The organism is Pseudomonas sp. S150 (assembly GCF_004526365.1).
Lineage (GTDB): Bacteria > Pseudomonadota > Gammaproteobacteria > Pseudomonadales > Pseudomonadaceae > Aquipseudomonas > Aquipseudomonas putida_A.
This window is the reverse complement of the sequence record NZ_CP038207.1, coordinates 839,970-856,852: the sequence shown is the minus strand read 5'-3', so window position 1 is coordinate 856,852 and position 16,883 is coordinate 839,970. Positions and strand designations below refer to the sequence as shown.

Annotated in this window: 16 protein-coding genes; 11 read left to right on the top strand and 5 right to left on the bottom strand. The window is 59.5% G+C overall.

Annotation, left to right across the window (positions count from 1 at the left end; genetic code table 11):
* Positions 1–17: 17 nt before the first annotated feature.
* From E3Z29_RS03955 to nadS, 4 genes are all read left to right on the top strand, one after another.
* Positions 18–1,160 (top strand): hypothetical protein, encoded by a 1,143-nt coding sequence (locus E3Z29_RS03955; protein ID WP_134785192.1) that lies wholly within the window; start codon positions 18–20, stop codon positions 1,158–1,160.
* A gap of 347 nt (positions 1,161–1,507) precedes the next feature.
* The gene (locus tag E3Z29_RS03950) at positions 1,508–1,807 is read left to right on the top strand and encodes a hypothetical protein (RefSeq protein ID WP_134785191.1); all 300 of its coding nucleotides are present in this window, start codon (positions 1,508–1,510) and stop codon (positions 1,805–1,807) included.
* A 111-nt stretch (positions 1,808–1,918) separates the two neighbouring features.
* Positions 1,919–2,233, top strand: coding sequence for a type II toxin-antitoxin system RelE/ParE family toxin (locus E3Z29_RS03945; RefSeq protein WP_011331970.1), 315 nt, complete (start codon positions 1,919–1,921; stop codon positions 2,231–2,233).
* 2 nt (positions 2,234–2,235) lie between these two features.
* On the top strand, positions 2,236–2,523 hold the full coding sequence (nadS, locus tag E3Z29_RS03940; RefSeq protein ID WP_098966690.1) for a NadS family protein: 288 nt from the start codon (positions 2,236–2,238) through the stop codon (positions 2,521–2,523).
* 65 nt (positions 2,524–2,588) lie between these two features.
* Here the strand turns inward: nadS and E3Z29_RS03935 are convergent, their stop codons facing one another.
* Positions 2,589–4,130, bottom strand: a complete 1,542-nt coding sequence (locus E3Z29_RS03935; RefSeq protein WP_027611209.1) for a phosphoenolpyruvate carboxykinase — start codon at positions 4,128–4,130, stop codon at positions 2,589–2,591.
* Positions 4,131–4,311: 181 nt separating this feature from the next.
* Complete coding sequence (hslO, locus tag E3Z29_RS03930) at positions 4,312–5,214, bottom strand: Hsp33 family molecular chaperone HslO (protein ID WP_098966688.1); 903 nt, start codon at positions 5,212–5,214, stop codon at positions 4,312–4,314.
* A gap of 105 nt (positions 5,215–5,319) precedes the next feature.
* Between hslO and E3Z29_RS03925 the strand changes: the two genes are divergently transcribed.
* On the top strand, positions 5,320–6,123 hold the full coding sequence (locus E3Z29_RS03925; protein WP_096796730.1) for a phosphatase PAP2 family protein: 804 nt from the start codon (positions 5,320–5,322) through the stop codon (positions 6,121–6,123).
* A gap of 166 nt (positions 6,124–6,289) precedes the next feature.
* On the opposite strand, the gene E3Z29_RS03920 is transcribed toward E3Z29_RS03925, so the two are convergent.
* The gene (locus E3Z29_RS03920) at positions 6,290–6,697 is read right to left on the bottom strand and encodes an RNA-binding S4 domain-containing protein (protein WP_098966686.1); all 408 of its coding nucleotides are present in this window, start codon (positions 6,695–6,697) and stop codon (positions 6,290–6,292) included.
* Positions 6,698–6,973: 276 nt separating this feature from the next.
* Between E3Z29_RS03920 and E3Z29_RS03915 the strand changes: the two genes are divergently transcribed.
* Both E3Z29_RS03915 and rimK read left to right on the top strand, forming a co-directional pair.
* The gene (locus E3Z29_RS03915; RefSeq protein WP_232324076.1) at positions 6,974–7,393 is read left to right on the top strand and encodes an ATP-dependent zinc protease; all 420 of its coding nucleotides are present in this window, start codon (positions 6,974–6,976) and stop codon (positions 7,391–7,393) included.
* Positions 7,390–8,295 (top strand): 30S ribosomal protein S6--L-glutamate ligase, encoded by a 906-nt coding sequence (gene rimK / locus E3Z29_RS03910; protein ID WP_007949201.1) that lies wholly within the window; start codon positions 7,390–7,392, stop codon positions 8,293–8,295. Before E3Z29_RS03915 ends, rimK begins: the two co-directional genes overlap by 4 nt.
* 131 nt (positions 8,296–8,426) lie before the next feature.
* Here rimK and E3Z29_RS03905 read toward each other — a convergent pair whose 3' ends face one another.
* Positions 8,427–9,740 carry an ATP-binding protein gene (locus E3Z29_RS03905; protein ID WP_027611205.1) on the bottom strand — a complete coding sequence of 438 codons (1,314 nt, stop codon included), beginning with the start codon at positions 9,738–9,740 and terminating at the stop codon, positions 8,427–8,429.
* A gap of 114 nt (positions 9,741–9,854) precedes the next feature.
* Positions 9,855–10,595 carry a two-component system response regulator OmpR gene (gene ompR, locus E3Z29_RS03900; protein ID WP_003220637.1) on the bottom strand — a complete coding sequence of 247 codons (741 nt, stop codon included), beginning with the start codon at positions 10,593–10,595 and terminating at the stop codon, positions 9,855–9,857.
* A gap of 358 nt (positions 10,596–10,953) precedes the next feature.
* On the opposite strand from ompR, the gene E3Z29_RS03895 reads away from it, so the two are divergent.
* The 4 genes from E3Z29_RS03895 (at position 10,954) to tauA (ending at position 16,872) form a co-directional block, all read left to right on the top strand.
* On the top strand, positions 10,954–13,278 hold the full coding sequence (locus E3Z29_RS03895) for a Tex family protein (RefSeq protein ID WP_134785190.1): 2,325 nt from the start codon (positions 10,954–10,956) through the stop codon (positions 13,276–13,278).
* Positions 13,278–13,661: a PaaI family thioesterase gene (locus tag E3Z29_RS03890; RefSeq protein ID WP_134785189.1), complete on the top strand. Its 384-nt coding sequence runs from the start codon at positions 13,278–13,280 to the stop codon at positions 13,659–13,661. Before E3Z29_RS03895 ends, E3Z29_RS03890 begins: the two co-directional genes overlap by 1 nt.
* 318 nt (positions 13,662–13,979) lie before the next feature.
* Positions 13,980–15,563, top strand: coding sequence for a glutamate--cysteine ligase (gene gshA / locus E3Z29_RS03885; protein ID WP_134785188.1), 1,584 nt, complete (start codon positions 13,980–13,982; stop codon positions 15,561–15,563).
* A gap of 331 nt (positions 15,564–15,894) precedes the next feature.
* Entirely contained in the window at positions 15,895–16,872 is a 978-nt protein-coding gene (gene tauA, locus E3Z29_RS03880; protein WP_134785187.1) for a taurine ABC transporter substrate-binding protein, read from the top strand.
* The last annotated feature ends 11 nt before the right edge of the window (positions 16,873–16,883 follow it).

Here is a 16,883-nt window from a genome sequence, read left to right as displayed (position 1 = left end):
TAACCGAGAGCAACACAATGACTGTTTTAACTATATTTTTTTGCGGAACTGGTTCCAATAAATTCGACGTCACCCACGAAAACTTCTGGAACGGCGAACTGATTTCCACCTTGGCTGCCAATCATACGGGTTACGAGTTTGCCGAGTGGATCGTGGTCGATGGCCCCGGCAGCGGCAACCTGCAGGCCGACGATCTATTTACCAAGACCAAGGAATACGGCATGAGCGGCACCTTGTTCGGCAAGGGCTGGGAAGAAAACGTGTTGCATGCGCTCAATATCATCAAGGGCAAATGCGACTGGCAACGCGAGCAACTGACTGAAGCCGAATACAATCGCCTGAAAGCTGCCGGCATTCCGATCGAAGATGTAAAAGTCGAGGGCTCCTGGTTCTGGCGCAAATATAATTACGGTAATCGCAGCATTACCCAGCAGCAATTACAGGAAGGAATCATCAAAACCCACCGTAAGGATGGTGTTATTCCGACTCAAGTCAATCTCGTCGGTTGGAGCCGGGGCGGCATCAGTTGCCACATGTTGGCCAATGCAATGTTCAAGGACAGTCTGCTGAAAAACATCCCGGTCAATATTTTTGCTCTTGATCCCGTGCCAGGCATTGGTAACTTTCAGGAAGAGCGCGTCAAACTCGCGGGCAATGTCAAAGAGTATGTAGCGTTCTATGCTCGTGACGAACGCTCAAAAGGTTTCAGCTGCGTCATTCCACAGACCGCTACCGGCACTAAAACCTACATCTATCCTATGGCTGGCCGCCACGCCACCATGGCCGGCAATGCCACCAGCAGCGGCGGCGCCCCGACCGGCGCCAGTGATCTGAAAGCGCTGTCCGAGCCCGGACGCATCGTTCGCCACCTCGCCGAAACCTGCCTCAAACGCTGGGGCGTGCAACTGCAAAAAACGTTGAATCTGACCCAGGCCGATCTGGAAAACCTCACCAACGGCATCGCACGCGACGAAGCCAAATACACACTGATGCACAAACATTCCTACACCTACTTCACCGAGCTGGACCAAGGCGAGCGCTACGTTTCGCTGGGCAGCAAAGGTGTACCGTTCACCAGCGTGAAGGGCGAGATCTACAAGCCGGCAACCGGCCTGGCAACCAGCTTGCTGGATATTTCGGCGTATCAGCATTTACGTTGAAAAACGAAGAAAGATCGGTAGGAACGCCCGATGAGATCTTCATCCCGTTCCTACATGCCACGACTCTTTGTCGCCTATCGCGGCTTGAGGTCACAAATCTATAGTCGTGACTGTCGCTGGCAAATCAGCGGCTCGGGCTTGGTCACCTGAATGGATCGTGAAGACGCGTCCGCTGTATGCTGCCGGCACTCAATTGCCTGCAGTTTTATGGTGGCTGTGTTTGGGACACCTTCGGGTGTGCCGGGTCTGTGCACGATCCTCACCGGTTGACCAACCCGAACACAGTCGCCTCCTGTCGCTTGGTCACGATGTGGTGGCTTCACTTGAAGCATTTGAGGATCAACAAAATGAAAACATGGAATCAATTACCCGCTGATCGCTACCGCTCACTCGAATCCAACCTCACCGACACCAAGCCCCTGATCATCGACACAACGGCCAACCCGCAAGACATCCTCGAATGCGCCGTCCAACGCCTGCGCGCCTCCAGCGACCTGCTGAAAACCCTCTACTGCCTCAGCTTCAAACAAGCCGACGTCGAAGACATCCCCCATATCACCCACGCCCTCTATCTGCTGACGCAGGATGGCTGTGACCTGCTGCAGGTCGCGCAGCAGCAGATGCTCGGCTGGAAAGCTCCAGTCTAAGGTTGAGTGATCAGATCGTTCCCATGTTCGACATGAGAACGATCACTTACCAGTCATCTACTCAAATCACTTCAGCATTGCTGAAAAGTAAGCCAATGGCGTACATTTACGATGATTTTTATTGAGACTCGGATCTTTACCCGTCGAGTAAAAGAGCTGCTGGATGATGACACGTACGCCGCTTTTCAGAAGCAACTGGTTGTAAGCCCTTCGATTGGCGATGTAATTGAAGGCACAGGCGGGATTCGCAAAACCCGAATCGCAGCGAAAGGACACGGCAAGCGAGGCGGAGCACGTGTTATTTACTACCACTTCGTTTCGGCGTCACAAATCGGGTTATTGATGATCTACCCTAAAAATGAACAACACGATCTGTCCAGCGATGAGCGTAAAGCACTCAAGGTCTTGATCGAAAAATGGAGATGACCATGAGCAAGTTTTTTGATGAGCTGATGGAAAGTGTGCAAGAGATGGACGAGATCGTACGAGGCGAGCGCACACCTTCTCGCGAATTCCACGTTGATGCATTGCAGGTCAAAGAAATTCGTAAAGCTACCGGTTTGACCCAGACCAAATTTGCGGCACTGATCGACGTCCAACTCGGCACTCTACGAAATTGGGAACAGGGCCGTCGCGAGCCAACCGGGCCGGCAAAAGCTTTGCTCAAGGCCATTCATAACGACCCGGTTCATGTTTTGAATGCATTGGCTCATTGAGAAAATGAACACCCACAAAAAAGCCGCCCCTAAGAGGCGGCTTTTTTATTCACCAGAACTAAGCCTTACAACTTAGGACCCGCAGCCTTGATCGCGTCGCTCACTTCGAACTTCTTGAAGTTCTCGATGAACAGACCGGCCAGCGCCTTGGCAGCTTCGTCGTACGCAGCCTTGTCAGCCCAGGTGTTGCGTGGGTTGAGCAGGTTGGTTTCAACGCCCGGTACGGCCAGTGGCACGTCGAGGTTGATGGTGTCCAGGTGCTCGGTGGCGGCACCGATCAGCGCGCCGCTCTGGATCGCTGCGATCACCGCACGGGTGGTCGGGATGTTGAAGCGTTTGCCGACGCCGTAGCCACCGCCGGTCCAGCCGGTGTTGACCAGGTAGACCTTGGAGCCGAAGCCGCGGATGCGCTTGATCAGCAGTTCAGCGTATTCGCCAGCCGGACGCGGGAAGAACGGTGCGCCGAAGCAGGTGGAGAAGGTCGACTTGATGCCGCTGCCCGAACCCATTTCAGTCGAGCCCACCAGCGCGGTGTAGCCGGACAGGAAGTGATAGGCCGCTTGTTCTTCATTGAGGATCGACACTGGCGGCAGCACGCCGGTCAGGTCGCAGGTCAGGAAGATCACCGCGTTTGGCTCGCCGCCCAGGTTCTTCTCGGAACGCTTGGCAACGTGCTCCAGCGGGTAGGCCGCGCGGCTGTTCTGGGTCAGGCTGACATCGGCGTAGTCAGCGTGTTTGGCGTCGTCGATGACCACGTTTTCCAGGACTGCGCCGTGCTTGATGGCTTTCCAGATGACCGGCTCGTTCTTCTCGGACAGGTCGATGCACTTGGCATAGCAACCGCCTTCGATGTTGAACACCACGCCTTCGCCCCAGCCGTGTTCGTCGTCACCGATCAGGTAACGGCTCTCGTCGGCGGACAGGGTGGTTTTACCGGTGCCCGACAGACCGAAGAACAGGGTCACGTCGCCTTCTTCGCCGATGTTGGCAGCGCAGTGCATTGGCAGCACGTCAGCGGCCGGCAACAGGAAGTTCTGCACGGAGAACATGGCTTTCTTCATCTCACCGGCGTAACGCATGCCGGCGATCAGCACTTTCTTCTGCGCGAAGTTGATGATCACGCAACCGTCGGAGTTGGTGCCGTCACGCTCAGGCACGCACTCGAAGTTGGCCACGTTGAGCACTTGCCACTCGTCACGACCGGCCGGGTTGTACTGGGCCGGGTTGATGAACAGGCAACGACCGAACAGGTTCTGCCAGGCAGTCTGGGTGGTCATTTTCACGGCCAGGTAGTGATCTTCAGCCGCACCTACATGCACGTGGGAAACAAAGTGCTCTTGCGCGTTGTTGAACGCCTCGACACGAGCCCACAGCGCGTCGAACTTGTCGGCCGGGAACTTGCGGTTGATCGGGCCCCAGGCGATAGCGGCCTGGGTGGAAGGCTCTTCAACGATGAAACGATCGACTGGCGAACGGCCGGTGCGATGACCGGTGCGGACTACCAGAGCGCCGGTATCGGCAAGCTCGCCCTCACCGCGTTGCAGGGCTTCTTTAACCAGATCATCAACACTCAGATCGGTGTACACGGCGTTATTGGCTTGCGTCATGAGGTTCCCCGTCGGCCAGTGGCCGAGTGTGCTCCAAACGTTTTGTAGTAGAAAGTCGTGCACTACTACCGCGAAAAAAGTGGGCCGGATTATGCCAGAAAAGCCCAAAAAGAGTAGGGTCCTCCCGTCGTAACGGCGAAATTCCGTCGTTACGCAGTGAATTTACCTGCGCTGAACCGTTTTAGTGCCGGGTATCTGACGGCGTGTCGACGCCTGCGCCAGCGAACAATTGAGCAATATCGGCCGCATCGAACAGGTAACGCTGGTTGCAGAACTGGCAATCGATCTCGACTTCGCCGCCGCGTTCAGCCACCAGTGCCTGCGCATCTTCCAGACCCAGACTGACCAGCGCATTGCCCGAGCGTTCCCGCGAGCAGCTGCAACGGAAGCGCAGGTTCTGCACATCGAACAGGCGCACCTGCTCTTCGTGGTAGAGGCGATGCAGCACGGTTTCGTTGTCCAGGCTGAGCAATTCATCGGCGGTCAGGGTGCTGGCCAGGGCGGTGATGTGCTGCCAGCTTTCGGCGCGCTCTTCTTCGTCTTTCAGGCGGTCGGCCGGCAGTTGCTGCAGTAGCATTCCGCGAGCACGGCGACCGTCGGCGAACAGCTTGAAGCGGGTGCCGACCTGTTGCGACATGACGAAATAATTGGTGAAGCACTCGGACAGGGTTTCACCATCGAGGTCGACGATACCCTGGTAACGCTGGCCGATCGTCGGGTCGACGGTCAGGGTCAGGTCACCGCCCGGCATCAGGTCGGCAAGCGTGGCATCCGCAGCGATCTGCTCGGCGTTGTATCGCGCCAGACCACGGATCTCGCGCTCGCTGGAGCATTCGATCATCAGCAGCGGAATCGGCCCTTCGGAGCGTGCCTGCAAAATCAGCAAGCCGTCGAACTTCAGGGTGCCCACCAGCAACGAAGCGGCCGCCATCAGTTCGCCCAGCAACTGCGCGACCGGCTCCGGGTACGGGTGCTTGGCGAGGACTTCGGCGTAGCTGCGTTCCAGCGCCACCAGTTCGCCGCGAGTGTCGCTGTCATCGAAGATGAAGCGTTGGGTGTAGTCGGTATCCGGTAGGTCGGTCATAGGTCTGGGTATCTGAATTGATGACAAAAAGGTTACAAAAGATGAAAATCCCGCGCTTTCTTCGCACCTGTTTGGTGCAAAACGTTCAGCCACGGGAGGCATTTTATGAACAATCCGGGTTTGTTCCAATCAAGGTGGAACCTCGGCCGGCTGGTTCTGTGCAACGTAGTGCCATTAGCACTACTGGCTTTCTGGTTATGGCCTACGGGCCAGATGCTGTGTGTGATTTTCGACGAGTGGCTGTTCCGCTCACTCAATGCACCACTGGCCAGCAACCCCATATGGCTCCACATCTGGGCAATTGCAAGTCTGCGTCCGTTCGACATCGTCGTCGGTCTGATTCTGCTGACGCTGCTGATCAAGGGCGACTGGGTGTTCAAGGCGATTGATGTACGTCGCGCCTTCTTCGGTTTTTTCTCGATTCTGCTGCTGATGGTGGTGATTCGCGCGCTGTTTTCCAAATTCGCCGACTACATGGACTGGCAGCACAGCAGCCCATCGATGGTGCTGGAAGGCGCGGTGCACCTGAGTGACTACTTCCCGCATCTGGAAAAAGCCTGGGAGCTGAAGGATCGCTCGAGCCAGAGCTTCCCCGGTGACCATGCTTCGGTGTTGCTGATCTGGGCGCTGTTCATGGGGGTCTTCAGTCGCTCAGTCGGCCAGTTCCTGACGATCTGGGGCCTGGCGTTGCTGTTCATGCTGCCACGTCTGGTGGCCGGCGCGCATTGGGGCCAGGACGATTACATCGGCGGCATGCTGCTGGCGGTGTGGGCGTTGGGCTGGGGTTACTACACACCGTTCGCTTATCACGCCGCCAACTTCTGGCTGAAGGTGACTGCGCCGGTTTTCGCTTTGCTGGGCAAACTGCCGCTGGTTTCGCGGATGAGTGTGGTGTCTGCCGCGAACTGACAGTTTGCACACACCTGTGGTGAGGGAGCTTGCTCCCGCTTGGCTGCGTAGCAGTCACTGAACCAGTCGACTCGGTTGTACTTTGAAATACATGATCGACTGGATTGGGAGTCCTTCGGCCTCCAGCGGGAGCAAGCTTCCTCGCCACAATGGTGCGCCGTGCCGGTCAATCGCTATTACTGTTCCCACGAAATTTAAACAGATCCCGCCGCTGCTTCTTGCTCGGTTTGCCGTCGGTACTCACACCTAACGCCCCGGCCTTGCGCATCGCCGCTGCCGCTTCACGTTTGGCAATACTCGCCTCGGTCTCGGTATACAGCGTCTGCGCTTCGGGCGCGCCGCGACGCACGATCGACAAGGCTTCGACCCTCACTGTGCGCTCTTCAAAACCGGTACGAATCTCGAACTCATCGCCAATGCGTGGCTCTTTGCCAGGCTTGCAGCGGTCGCCTCGGCAATGCACCTTGCCACTCTCGATGGCCGCTTTGGCCAGGGCCCGGGTTTTATAAAAGCGCGCCGCCCACAACCACTTGTCGAGACGGACCTTGTCGTCCTCTTCGCTTTTTTGTGCCATGGAATTTCCTCATTCTGAAATATTGATGAACTGTACTACCGTTTCTGTCGTGCCATGAATGACCCCGTCCCGGATTACAATGCACACCTGCCGACACCTGCTTGAGGGGTCGGCGATCCGGGCCGTAGATATCTGTCGCCTTTTAACCCTTATTCTGCGTGAATACCGCGAATTCGGCCGCACGCGGCCCGAGCGGTTTCTGCCGGTTGAGCACCTTTGAAGACATTTGACCATTTGACCGTTGTCGGTCTGCGCGAGTGGGTGGCGCTCCCTGATCTGGGAGTCGCCGGCCTGCGGGCGAAAATCGACACCGGTGCCAGCACCTCCAGCCTGCATGCCACCGACATCGAGCCGTTCGAACGCGACGGCGAGAAGTGGGTGCGTTTCACCGCGCACCTGGGCACGGTGGTGCAGTTGCGTCACCGGCGCTGCGAAGCGCCGCTGGTGACGCGCAAAACCATTAAAAGCTCCAACGGCCAGGCGCAGGTGCGCTATGTGATCAGCACCACCCTGGCCCTCGGTGATCGGGTCTGGGCAGTCGAGTTCACCCTCGCCTGCCGCAAGTCCATGCGCTATCGCCTGTTGCTCGGTTCCAAAGCCCTGATCGATGGCCAACTGGTGGTCAATCCGGGCATCAAATATGTACAAGACAAGCCGGTGTTCCCGGTATCTACCTCCTCCACAGGTGTTGCATGAAGATCGCTGTGCTGTCGCGGAATCCGCGTCTGTATTCCACCCGTCGTCTGGTCGAGGCCGGCACCGAGCGCGGGCACGAAATGGTAGTGATCGACACCTTGCGCGCCTACATGAACATCGCCAGCCACAAGCCGCAGATCCACTATCGCGGCAAGCCGCTGGAAGGGTTCGATGCGGTAATCCCGCGGATCGGTGCGTCGGTGACGTTCTACGGTTGCGCCGTGTTGCGCCAGTTCGAAATGATGGGGGTGTTTCCGCTCAACGAATCGGTGGCCATCGCCCGCTCGCGGGACAAATTGCGTTCGCTGCAACTGCTGTCGCGTCGTGGCATCGGCCTGCCGGTCACCGGTTTCGCTCACTCGCCGGATGACATTCCCGACCTGATCGACATGGTCAACGGCGCGCCGCTGGTAATCAAGGTGCTGGAAGGCACCCAGGGCATCGGAGTGGTGCTGTGCGAAACCGCCACGGCTGCCGAATCGGTGATCGAGGCGTTCATGGGCCTGAAGCAGAACATCATGGTCCAGGAATACATCAAGGAAGCCGGCGGTGCCGACATCCGCTGCTTCGTGGTCGGCGACAAGGTGATCGCAGCGATGAAGCGTCAGGCCAAGCCTGGGGAATTCCGCTCCAACCTGCACCGAGGCGGCAGCGCCAGCCTGATCAAGATCACCCCGGAAGAACGCATGACCGCGTTGCGCGCGGCCAAGGTCATGGGGCTGGCCGTGGCGGGTGTGGATATCCTGCGTTCGAACCACGGGCCGCTGGTGATGGAAGTGAACTCGTCGCCGGGCCTGGAAGGGATCGAGACCACCACCGGCAAGAACGTGGCAGGGATCATCATCGAACACCTTGAGAAGAATGGCGGGCCGAATATGACCCGGACCAAAGGCAAAGGTTGATCCGTTGGAAATATGGCGGCTGACAGGCCGCCTTCGGGAGCAAGCCCGCTCCCACATTTTGGAATGCGTTCCCCCTGTGGGAGCGGGCTTGCTCGCGAAGGGGCCATCAGCCCCGCTGAATATCCCGATCGTCAGACCGCATCGCGCGGCAACATCAACCCCAATGGCAACCGCACCCGCGCTTCCAGTCCGCCTCCGGAGCGGTTGCGCAGCTCGACATTGCCGCCATGCATCGAAGCAATCCGCTTCACGATCGCCAACCCCAGCCCGGTACCTTTCCCGCCCCGGGCACGGTCGCCACGGGTGAACGGGTTGAAGATCGCCTCAAGCTCCGACGGATCGATCCCCGCCCCCCGGTCCATCACGCTCAACACCACGTACGGCGCGCTGGTATCACCGGACACATAAGCCGCGACCTCGACGCCACTGCCGGCATGGTTCAGGGCGTTGCCGATCAGGTTGTTCAGCAGGCGTTTCATCGACACTCGACGCAACGGAAACGGCTGGATCGGTTCCAGACGCAGACGCACTTTCTCTTCGCTCTGGTTGTACGGCGCGGCCACCTCACGCACCAGATCGCTCAGGTCCACTTCCTCCACCGACTCGTCACGACCGTCGCGAATGAACGCGAGGAACTGATCGAGAATCGCGTCCATGTCTTCGATGTCGCGCACCATGTCATCGGTCAGATCGTTGCGATCACCCATCAGCTCCAGCGACAGACGCAAGCGGGTCAGCGGCGTGCGCAAATCATGGGAGACCCCGGCCAGCATCAGCTCGCGCTCGCGACCGGCCTGTTCGACGTCTTCGGCCATCTGGTTGAAGGCGCGATACACCTCGGTCATCTCGCTGGGCGTATCGCTGATCGGCAGGCGCACGCTGCGACCCTGACCGAGTTGCCGCGCGGCATATACCAGACGCTTCAAAGGCTGGTTGAGCTGGCTGACGAAAATCCACGCCGAGGCGGTGGACAGCAAGCCGATGGCGAGGAACCAGCCGAGTACGTTCCAGATTTTCTGCCCGCGCAGCGGATGCGGGTACAGCGGCACTTTCAGCCAACCGTCGCCGAGGCTTGGCGCACGCACCCACAGCGCCGGCGGCGAGTGCATGCGCAAACGCACTTCGGTGTCGGCGCCCAGCTCCGCCTGCATCTGCCGCTGATAGATTTCACTGTAAGGCCAGTGTTGTTCGCCCTCCGGTACACCGGCGCCGACTACCCGGATCAGGGTTGCGGCATCGGCAATCTTTGCGCGATTTTCTTCATCGGCCGCCCAATAGGCGCGCAACGTCAGGGCGACGCCGTGGCTGTATTGGCGATCCACCAGCACGTCCTCGTTCATCAACAGATAAACCAGGGTCAGCGCCTTGGAAAACAGCACGACGATGAGCACCAGCCAAAGGGTGCGGGAGAAAAAACTTTGGGGGAACCAGACGGGGGTTTTCATCGATAACCGTTACACACTTGCAGGAGCGAGCCATGCTCGCATATTGCGGATTGCGAGTCTGCGTAGAGGGTCGATCAACCCGGTCTGCGCAGACCCGCTCCTACAAATCGCCGATCACTTGGTGGCGGCGCCATCCGGTACGAACACGTAGCCCACGCCCCAGACCGTCTGGATGTAGCGCGGCTTCGACGGATCCGGTTCGATCATCCGGCGCAGACGGGAAATCTGCACGTCGATGGAACGCTCCAGGGCATCCCACTCGCGGCCACGGGCCAGGTTCATCAGTTTGTCGCGGGTCAGCGGCTGACGCGCGTTCATTACCAGCGCCTTGAGTACCGCAAACTCACCGGTGGTGAGCATGTGCACTTCTTCGCCACGTTTCAGCTCGCGGGTCGCCAGCGACAGCACGTAATCACCGAAGGTGACGTTTTCGTCTTCGCTGCCCGGCGCGCCCGGCACCGGTGCGGCCTGACGACGCAGAACCGCTTTGACCCGTGCCATCAGCTCGTCCGGGTTGAACGGCTTGGCCAGATAGTCATCGGCGCCCAGTTCCAGGCCCTTGATGCGGCTCATCTCATCGCCCTTGGCGGTGAGCATGATGATCGGAATCTGATTGTTCGCCGCCCGCAGGCGACGGCATGCGGTCAGGCCGTCTTCGCCCGGCAGCATCAGGTCGAGGACGACCAGATTGAACACTTCACGCGACAGCAGACGGTCCATTTGCTCGGTGTTCGGTACGGCACGGGCGCGGTAGCCCTTGCTGACGAAAAAGCGTTCCAGCAGGCTGCTCAGCCCCGGATCGTCGTCAACAATTAGAATTTTTTCGCCTTCAGCATTGTTTGCAGTGCTGCTCATTGGATGCTCCTTTTAGCTCGGCGCGCATTATGGCGTAGCTGCCGTTATACGCACCGTGTGCATTGTTAGCAGATTTTTCCTTCACTGCCAGAAAACCGGGGTTTCTACCTACAGACTGCTACACCCCCGAATGACAGAACGCTGGTTATAATGCGCGGCGTTTTGTGCCAGGCAACGTCTGAATCGTTACCGCAGGTGGCCGCGATATTTTCCGGGCCTGCGCAGTAATTATTCGATTTCACGGGTCAATGGGGTGCCTTTTGACCCAGGCAGCGGCAATTTTCTAGCCGCTCAACCAGACTCCGGGCCTTTATTTCCGTGCCTGCGAGCCTGCTTTCACAATATGTCAGGTGGTTTTATGGACAGCATCAACAGCCGCATCGCCGAGGAACTCGGCGTACGCCCGCAACAGGTCGAAGCGGCCGTCGCGCTACTCGATGAAGGCTCTACCGTTCCCTTCATCGCCCGTTACCGGAAAGAAGTCACCGGCAGCCTCGATGACACCCAGTTGCGTCATCTGGAAGAGCGTCTGCGCTACCTGCGAGAACTCGACGAACGGCGCATCAGTATCCTCGCCAGCATCCAGGAGCAGGGCAAACTCACCCCTGCCCTCGAACGCGACATCAAGCTCGCCGACACCAAGACCCGCCTCGAAGACTTGTACCTGCCGTACAAGCAGAAGCGCCGCACCAAGGGCCAGATTGCCCTGGAAGCCGGCCTCGGCGAGTTGGCCGATGGCCTGTTCAACGACCCGAGCCTGACGCCAGAAACCGAAGCCGCACGCTTCGTCGACGCCGAGAAAGGCGTAGCCGATGTGAAAGCTGCGCTGGAAGGCGCCAAGTACATCCTGATGGAGCGTTTCGCCGAAGACGCCAGCCTGCTGGAAAAGCTGCGCAACTTCCTCAAGCAGGAAGCGACCATCAGCGCCCGCGTGATCGCCGGCAAGGAAGAAGAAGGCGCGAAGTTCCGCGATTACTTTGAACACGACGAGCCGCTGAAAAGCATGCCGTCGCACCGCGCACTCGCGATTTTCCGTGGCCGCAACGAAGGCATCCTCAGCTCCGCGCTGAAAGTCGGCGACGAACTGCCGGGCACCATGCACCCGTGCGAAGGCATGATCGGCCAGCAATTCGGCATCCAGAACCAGAACCGCCCCGCCGACAAATGGCTCGGTGAAGTGGTGCGCTGGACCTGGAAGGTCAAGCTCTACACCCACCTCGAAACCGACCTGCTCGGCGAGCTGCGCGACGGTGCCGAAACCGAGGCGATCAACGTCTTCGCCCACAACCTGCACGACCTGCTGCTGGCCGCGCCGGCCGGCCCGCGCGCCACCCTGGGCCTCGACCCGGGCCTGCGTACCGGCTGCAAAGTCGCGGTAGTCGACTCCACCGGCAAGCTGCTCGATCACGCCACGGTTTACCCGCACGTGCCGCACAACAAGTGGGACCAGACCATCGCCATTCTGGCCGCTCTGTGCGCCAAGCACTCGGTTGACCTGATCGCCATCGGCAACGGCACCGCCAGCCGCGAAACCGACAAACTGGCAATCGAGCTGATCAAAAAGTATCCAGCGATGAAGATGACCAAGGTCATGGTCTCCGAGGCCGGCGCCTCGGTGTACTCGGCGTCGGAACTGGCGGCCAAGGAATTCCCGGACCTGGACGTGTCGATCCGAGGCGCGGTGTCGATTGCTCGCCGCTTGCAGGATCCACTGGCCGAACTGGTGAAGATCGATCCGAAATCCATCGGTGTCGGCCAGTACCAGCACGACGTGTCGCAGCTGAAACTGGCGCGTGGTCTGGATGCGGTGGTCGAGGACTGCGTAAACGCCGTCGGCGTCGATGTAAACACCGCCTCGGTGGCCTTGCTGGCGCGGATCTCCGGCCTCAACGCGACTTTGGCGCAGAACATCGTCGCTCACCGTGACGAGCACGGTGCGTTCAAGACCCGTGCGGCGCTGAAGAAAGTCGCGCGTCTGGGCGAGAAAACTTTCGAACAGGCCGCAGGCTTCCTGCGCGTGATGAATGGCGACAACCCGCTGGATTCTTCCGCTGTTCACCCTGAAGCCTATCCGCTGGTACAGCGCATCGCCGCTGAAACCGACCGCGACATTCGCTCGCTGATCGGCGACGCCGCGTTCCTCAAGCGTCTGGACCCGAAGAAGTTCACCGACGAGACCTTCGGTCTGCCCACCGTCACCGACATCCTGCAAGAACTGGAAAAACCCGGTCGCGACCCGCGTCCGGAGTTCAAGACCGCCGAGTTCCAGGAAGGCGTCGAAGACCTGAAAGACCTGCAACTGGGGATGATCCTCGAAGGCGTCGTCACCAACGTGACCGCGTTCGGCGCGTTCGTCGACATCGGCGTGCATCAGGACGGCCTGGTGCACATCTCGGCGTTGTCGGAGAAGTTCATCAAGGACCCACGCGAAGCGGTGAAGGCCGGTGACGTGGTGAAAGTGAAGGTCATGGAAGTCGACATCCCGCGCAAGCGCGTCGGCCTGTCGATGCGCATGAGCGACACCCCGGGCGAGAAAATCGACGGTGCCCGTGGTTCGCGTCCGGGCTCGGCACCGCGCCAGTCGTCGAACAGCGCGCCACGCAAGGAAACGGCCACAGCCGCACCGGTGAACAACGCCATGGCTTCGCTGTTCGCCAACGCCAAGCAGTTGAAGAAACGCTGATGGAAGTTCCGGCCGGGCTCGTCGAGAGCGCGTTTTTCAAGCTGTTGGGCTGCCGCCTGCACAGCCTGGAAACCGGGGTGGCGCAAGTCGTCCTGGTGCTGGAACCACAACTGCGCAATCGCGGCGGCAAGTTGCACGGTGGCGCGCTGTTCAGTCTGGTCGATATCGCCATGGGGCTGGCCTGTTCCAGCACCCACGGCTTCGATCAGCAGAGCGCGACCATCGAGTGCAAGATCAACTACATCCGCGCCGTATCCGACGGTGAGGTGCTGTGCACGGCGCGGGTCATCCACCCGGGCCGCCGCACGCTGGTGGTCGAGGCCGACGTGATGCAGGGCGACAAACTGGTCGCAAAAGCGCAAGGCACGTTCGCTGTCCTGTAGATGTTGTTCATCATTTTGAGTTAATTTCGGCGCTGTGATCGCAGCGTCGAGCTTTTCTGTGAGAGCGGGCTTGCTCGCGAAGGGGGCGTGTCAGTGTGCATGGCAGTGACTGATACACCGCATTCGCGAGCAAGCCCGCTCCCACAGGGACCGCATAATCTTCGCGTGCATCTGCCAGATTCAGGGATTGAAGTCGGCGGTTCGAAAGGGGCTTCGTGAGCCCAAAAAACCAGGCGAAAACGCCAGTTTCAACTTCACCCTTGTAGACCGTCCTGCCCACCCCCATATTGGGGCGACTGACGCGTGAAGGAATCCAAATTGAGCGAACTTCTCAACCGCCGCCTGGCTCTGCTCGGCGAGCGCGCCAACCACTCTCTGCTCGAACAGTGCCTCCACGGTATCGAACGTGAATGCCTGCGCGTGACCAGTGAAGGTCGTCTGGCGCAAACGCCGCACCCGGAAGCCTTGGGTTCCGCGCTGACCAATGAACAGATCACCACCGACTACTCCGAGTCGCTGCTGGAATTCATCACCCCCGCCCTGCCCGATCCGGCCGATACGCTGGCGAGCCTGGACAAAATTCATCGCTTTGCCTACAGCAAGCTCGGCAACGAGTACCTGTGGAGTCCATCGATGCCGTGCCCGTTGCCGGCCGAGGAAGACATCCCGATCGCCTATTACGGCACGTCCAACATCGGTCAGCTCAAGTACGTCTACCGCAAGGGCCTGGCCCTGCGGTACGGCAAGACCATGCAGTGCATCGCCGGGATTCACTACAACTTTTCCCTGCCGGAAAAGCTCTGGCCGCTGCTGCGCGAAGCCGAGGGTTTCGTCGGCACCGACCGCGACTTCCAGTCATCGTCGTACATCGCGCTGATCCGCAACTTCCGCCGCTACAGCTGGCTGCTGATGTACCTGTTCGGGGCTTCGCCAGCGCTGGACGCAGGCTTCCTGCGCGGCCGTTCGCACCAGTTGGAACAACTGGATCCGGACACCCTGTATCTGCCGTACGCCACCAGCCTGCGCATGAGCGACCTCGGTTACCAGAGCAACGCCCAGGCCGGCCTGACGCCGTGCTACAACGATCTGGCGAGCTACACCGACAGCCTGCGCAAGGCCGTGGCCACGCCATACCCGCCGTACGTGGAAGTCGGCACGCACCAGGATGGCGAGTGGGTACAGCTCAACACCAACATCCTGCAGATCGAAAACGAGTACTACTCCAACATCCGCCCGAAACGCGTGACCTACACCGGCGAGCGGCCGATCCAGGCGCTGATGGCCCGGGGCATTCAGTACGTCGAAGTGCGTTGCCTGGATATCAACCCGTTCCTGCCGATGGGCATCGACGTCACCGAATCGCGCTTCCTCGACGCGTTCCTGCTGTACTGCGCGCTGAACGACAGTCCGCTGCTGACCAACACTTCGTGCGGCAATGCCACTTCGAACTTCCTCAGCGTGGTCAAGGAAGGTCGCCGTCCGGGCCTGCAATTGCAGCGCGACGGTGAAGCGGTCGAATTGAAGGTTTGGGCAGCCGATCTGCTGGAAAAAATCGCACCGCTGGCGGCATTGCTCGATCAGAGCCATGGCGGCGACGCACACAGCAAGGCGCTGGACGCGCAACTGGCCAAGGTCAAGGATTCGTCCCTGACCCCATCGGCCCAAGTGCTGGCGACCATGGCCGAGCACAAGGAAAGCTTCGCGCAATTCTCCCTGCGCCAGAGCCAGGCGCATGCCGAGTTCTTCCGCAGCGAGCCGTTGGCTGCTGATGAACAGGCGAAGTTTGAAGAGCTGGCGCGCTCGTCGCTGGCGCAACAGGCGGAGCTGGAGCAGAACGAGGTTGGCGATTTCGATGTGTTTGTCGGGTCGTATCAGGCGAGCATTCTGGCGATCAGTAATTAAAAGCCCCTCACCCTAACCCTCTCCCGGAGGGAGAGGGGACTGATTCAGGTGCTCTTGAGATTGACGCCGACCTGAAATATCCAGCCGAACTCAGGCCTTGAAAAGCATAAAGATCGGCTCCCTTTCCCCCTCGCCCCCTTGGGGGAGAGGGTTGGGGTGAGGGGGTAAAGACCAAACGTCTGACACAAGATCCGAAGTATCCACAATCCCTCACGCCTTAGATTTTTCCGCTCATAAGCTAAGTCTAAAAAGTTATTTATTTTTAGATTCTTAGATCATTTAGTCTCCTTTCACGCCGATCGTCGGTCGCCTGATTTGGAGCACTCCCCCCATGAAACTGAATTTCCCGCTTCGCCTGCTGGCCGTGGCCTCGTTGGCTGCTGCGAGCTTTCTGGCGCAGGCTGCCGACCTTACCGTCGCCTACCAGACCACCGTCGACCCGGCGAAAGTCGCCCAGGCCGATGGCGCCTACGAAAAAGCCACCAAGGCCGACATCAGCTGGCGCAAGTTCGACAACGGCGCCGACATCATCGCCGCCATCGCGTCCGGTGACGTGCAGATCGGCTACCTCGGTTCCAGCCCGCTGACCGCTGCGATCACCCGCAAGGTTCCGGTGGAAACTTTCCTCATCGCCACCCAGATCGGCGCCGCCGAAGCACTGGTCGCCCGCGACGGTTCCGGAATCAAGAGCCCGCAGGATCTGGTCGGCAAGAAAATCGCCGTGCCGTTCGTGTCCACCGGTCACTACAGCCTGCTCGCGGCGCTGAAGCACTGGAACATCGATCCGTCGAAAGTCACCGTGCTCAACCTCGCCCCGCCAGCGATCATCGCCGCGTGGAAACGCGGTGATATCGACGCCACTTACGTGTGGGATCCGGCGCTCGGTGTGGCCAAGGAAAACGGTAAAGTGCTGATCACTTCCGGCGAACTGGCCAAGTTCGGCGCGCCGACCTTCGATGCGTGGATCGTGCGCAAAGACTTCGCCGAGAAACACCCGGAAATCGTCACCGCGTTCGCCAAGGTCACCCTCGACGCCTACGCCGATTACCGCAAGGACCCGAAAGCCTGGCTCGCCGATCAGTCCCACGTCGACAAGCTGGTGAAGCTCTCCGGAGCCAAGGCCAGCGACATTCCATTGCTGCTGCAAGGCAACGTCTACCCGCTGGCGGCTGATCAGGTGATCACACTCGGCGCGCCGACCACCAAAGCCATCACCGACACCGCCGCGTTCCTCAAGGAGCAAGGCAAGGTCGAAGCCGTACTGCCGGACTACGCGCCGTACGTCAGCGCCAAATACATCACTAACTGATCGGGAGTTAA

What these genes read in the sequence shown, in the direction of transcription:
- E3Z29_RS03925 (WP_096796730.1), top strand. Translation starts at nt 5,320, where the DNA reads ATGAACAATCCGGGTTTGTTCCAATCAAGGTGGAACCTCGGCCGGCTG.
- E3Z29_RS03950 (WP_134785191.1), top strand. Translation starts at nt 1,508, where the DNA reads ATGAAAACATGGAATCAATTACCCGCTGATCGCTACCGCTCACTCGAA.
- nadS (WP_098966690.1), top strand. Translation starts at nt 2,236, where the DNA reads ATGAGCAAGTTTTTTGATGAGCTGATGGAAAGTGTGCAAGAGATGGAC.
- E3Z29_RS03955 (WP_134785192.1), top strand. Translation starts at nt 18, where the DNA reads ATGACTGTTTTAACTATATTTTTTTGCGGAACTGGTTCCAATAAATTC.
- E3Z29_RS03905 (WP_027611205.1), bottom strand. Translation starts at nt 9,740, where the DNA reads ATGAAAACCCCCGTCTGGTTCCCCCAAAGTTTTTTCTCCCGCACCCTT.
- ompR (WP_003220637.1), bottom strand. Translation starts at nt 10,595, where the DNA reads ATGAGCAGCACTGCAAACAATGCTGAAGGCGAAAAAATTCTAATTGTT.
- tauA (WP_134785187.1), top strand. Translation starts at nt 15,895, where the DNA reads ATGAAACTGAATTTCCCGCTTCGCCTGCTGGCCGTGGCCTCGTTGGCT.
- E3Z29_RS03890 (WP_134785189.1), top strand. Translation starts at nt 13,278, where the DNA reads ATGGAAGTTCCGGCCGGGCTCGTCGAGAGCGCGTTTTTCAAGCTGTTG.
- E3Z29_RS03935 (WP_027611209.1), bottom strand. Translation starts at nt 4,130, where the DNA reads ATGACGCAAGCCAATAACGCCGTGTACACCGATCTGAGTGTTGATGAT.
- hslO (WP_098966688.1), bottom strand. Translation starts at nt 5,214, where the DNA reads ATGACCGACCTACCGGATACCGACTACACCCAACGCTTCATCTTCGAT.
- rimK (WP_007949201.1), top strand. Translation starts at nt 7,390, where the DNA reads ATGAAGATCGCTGTGCTGTCGCGGAATCCGCGTCTGTATTCCACCCGT.
- E3Z29_RS03920 (WP_098966686.1), bottom strand. Translation starts at nt 6,697, where the DNA reads ATGGCACAAAAAAGCGAAGAGGACGACAAGGTCCGTCTCGACAAGTGG.
- E3Z29_RS03945 (WP_011331970.1), top strand. Translation starts at nt 1,919, where the DNA reads ATGATTTTTATTGAGACTCGGATCTTTACCCGTCGAGTAAAAGAGCTG.
- E3Z29_RS03895 (WP_134785190.1), top strand. Translation starts at nt 10,954, where the DNA reads ATGGACAGCATCAACAGCCGCATCGCCGAGGAACTCGGCGTACGCCCG.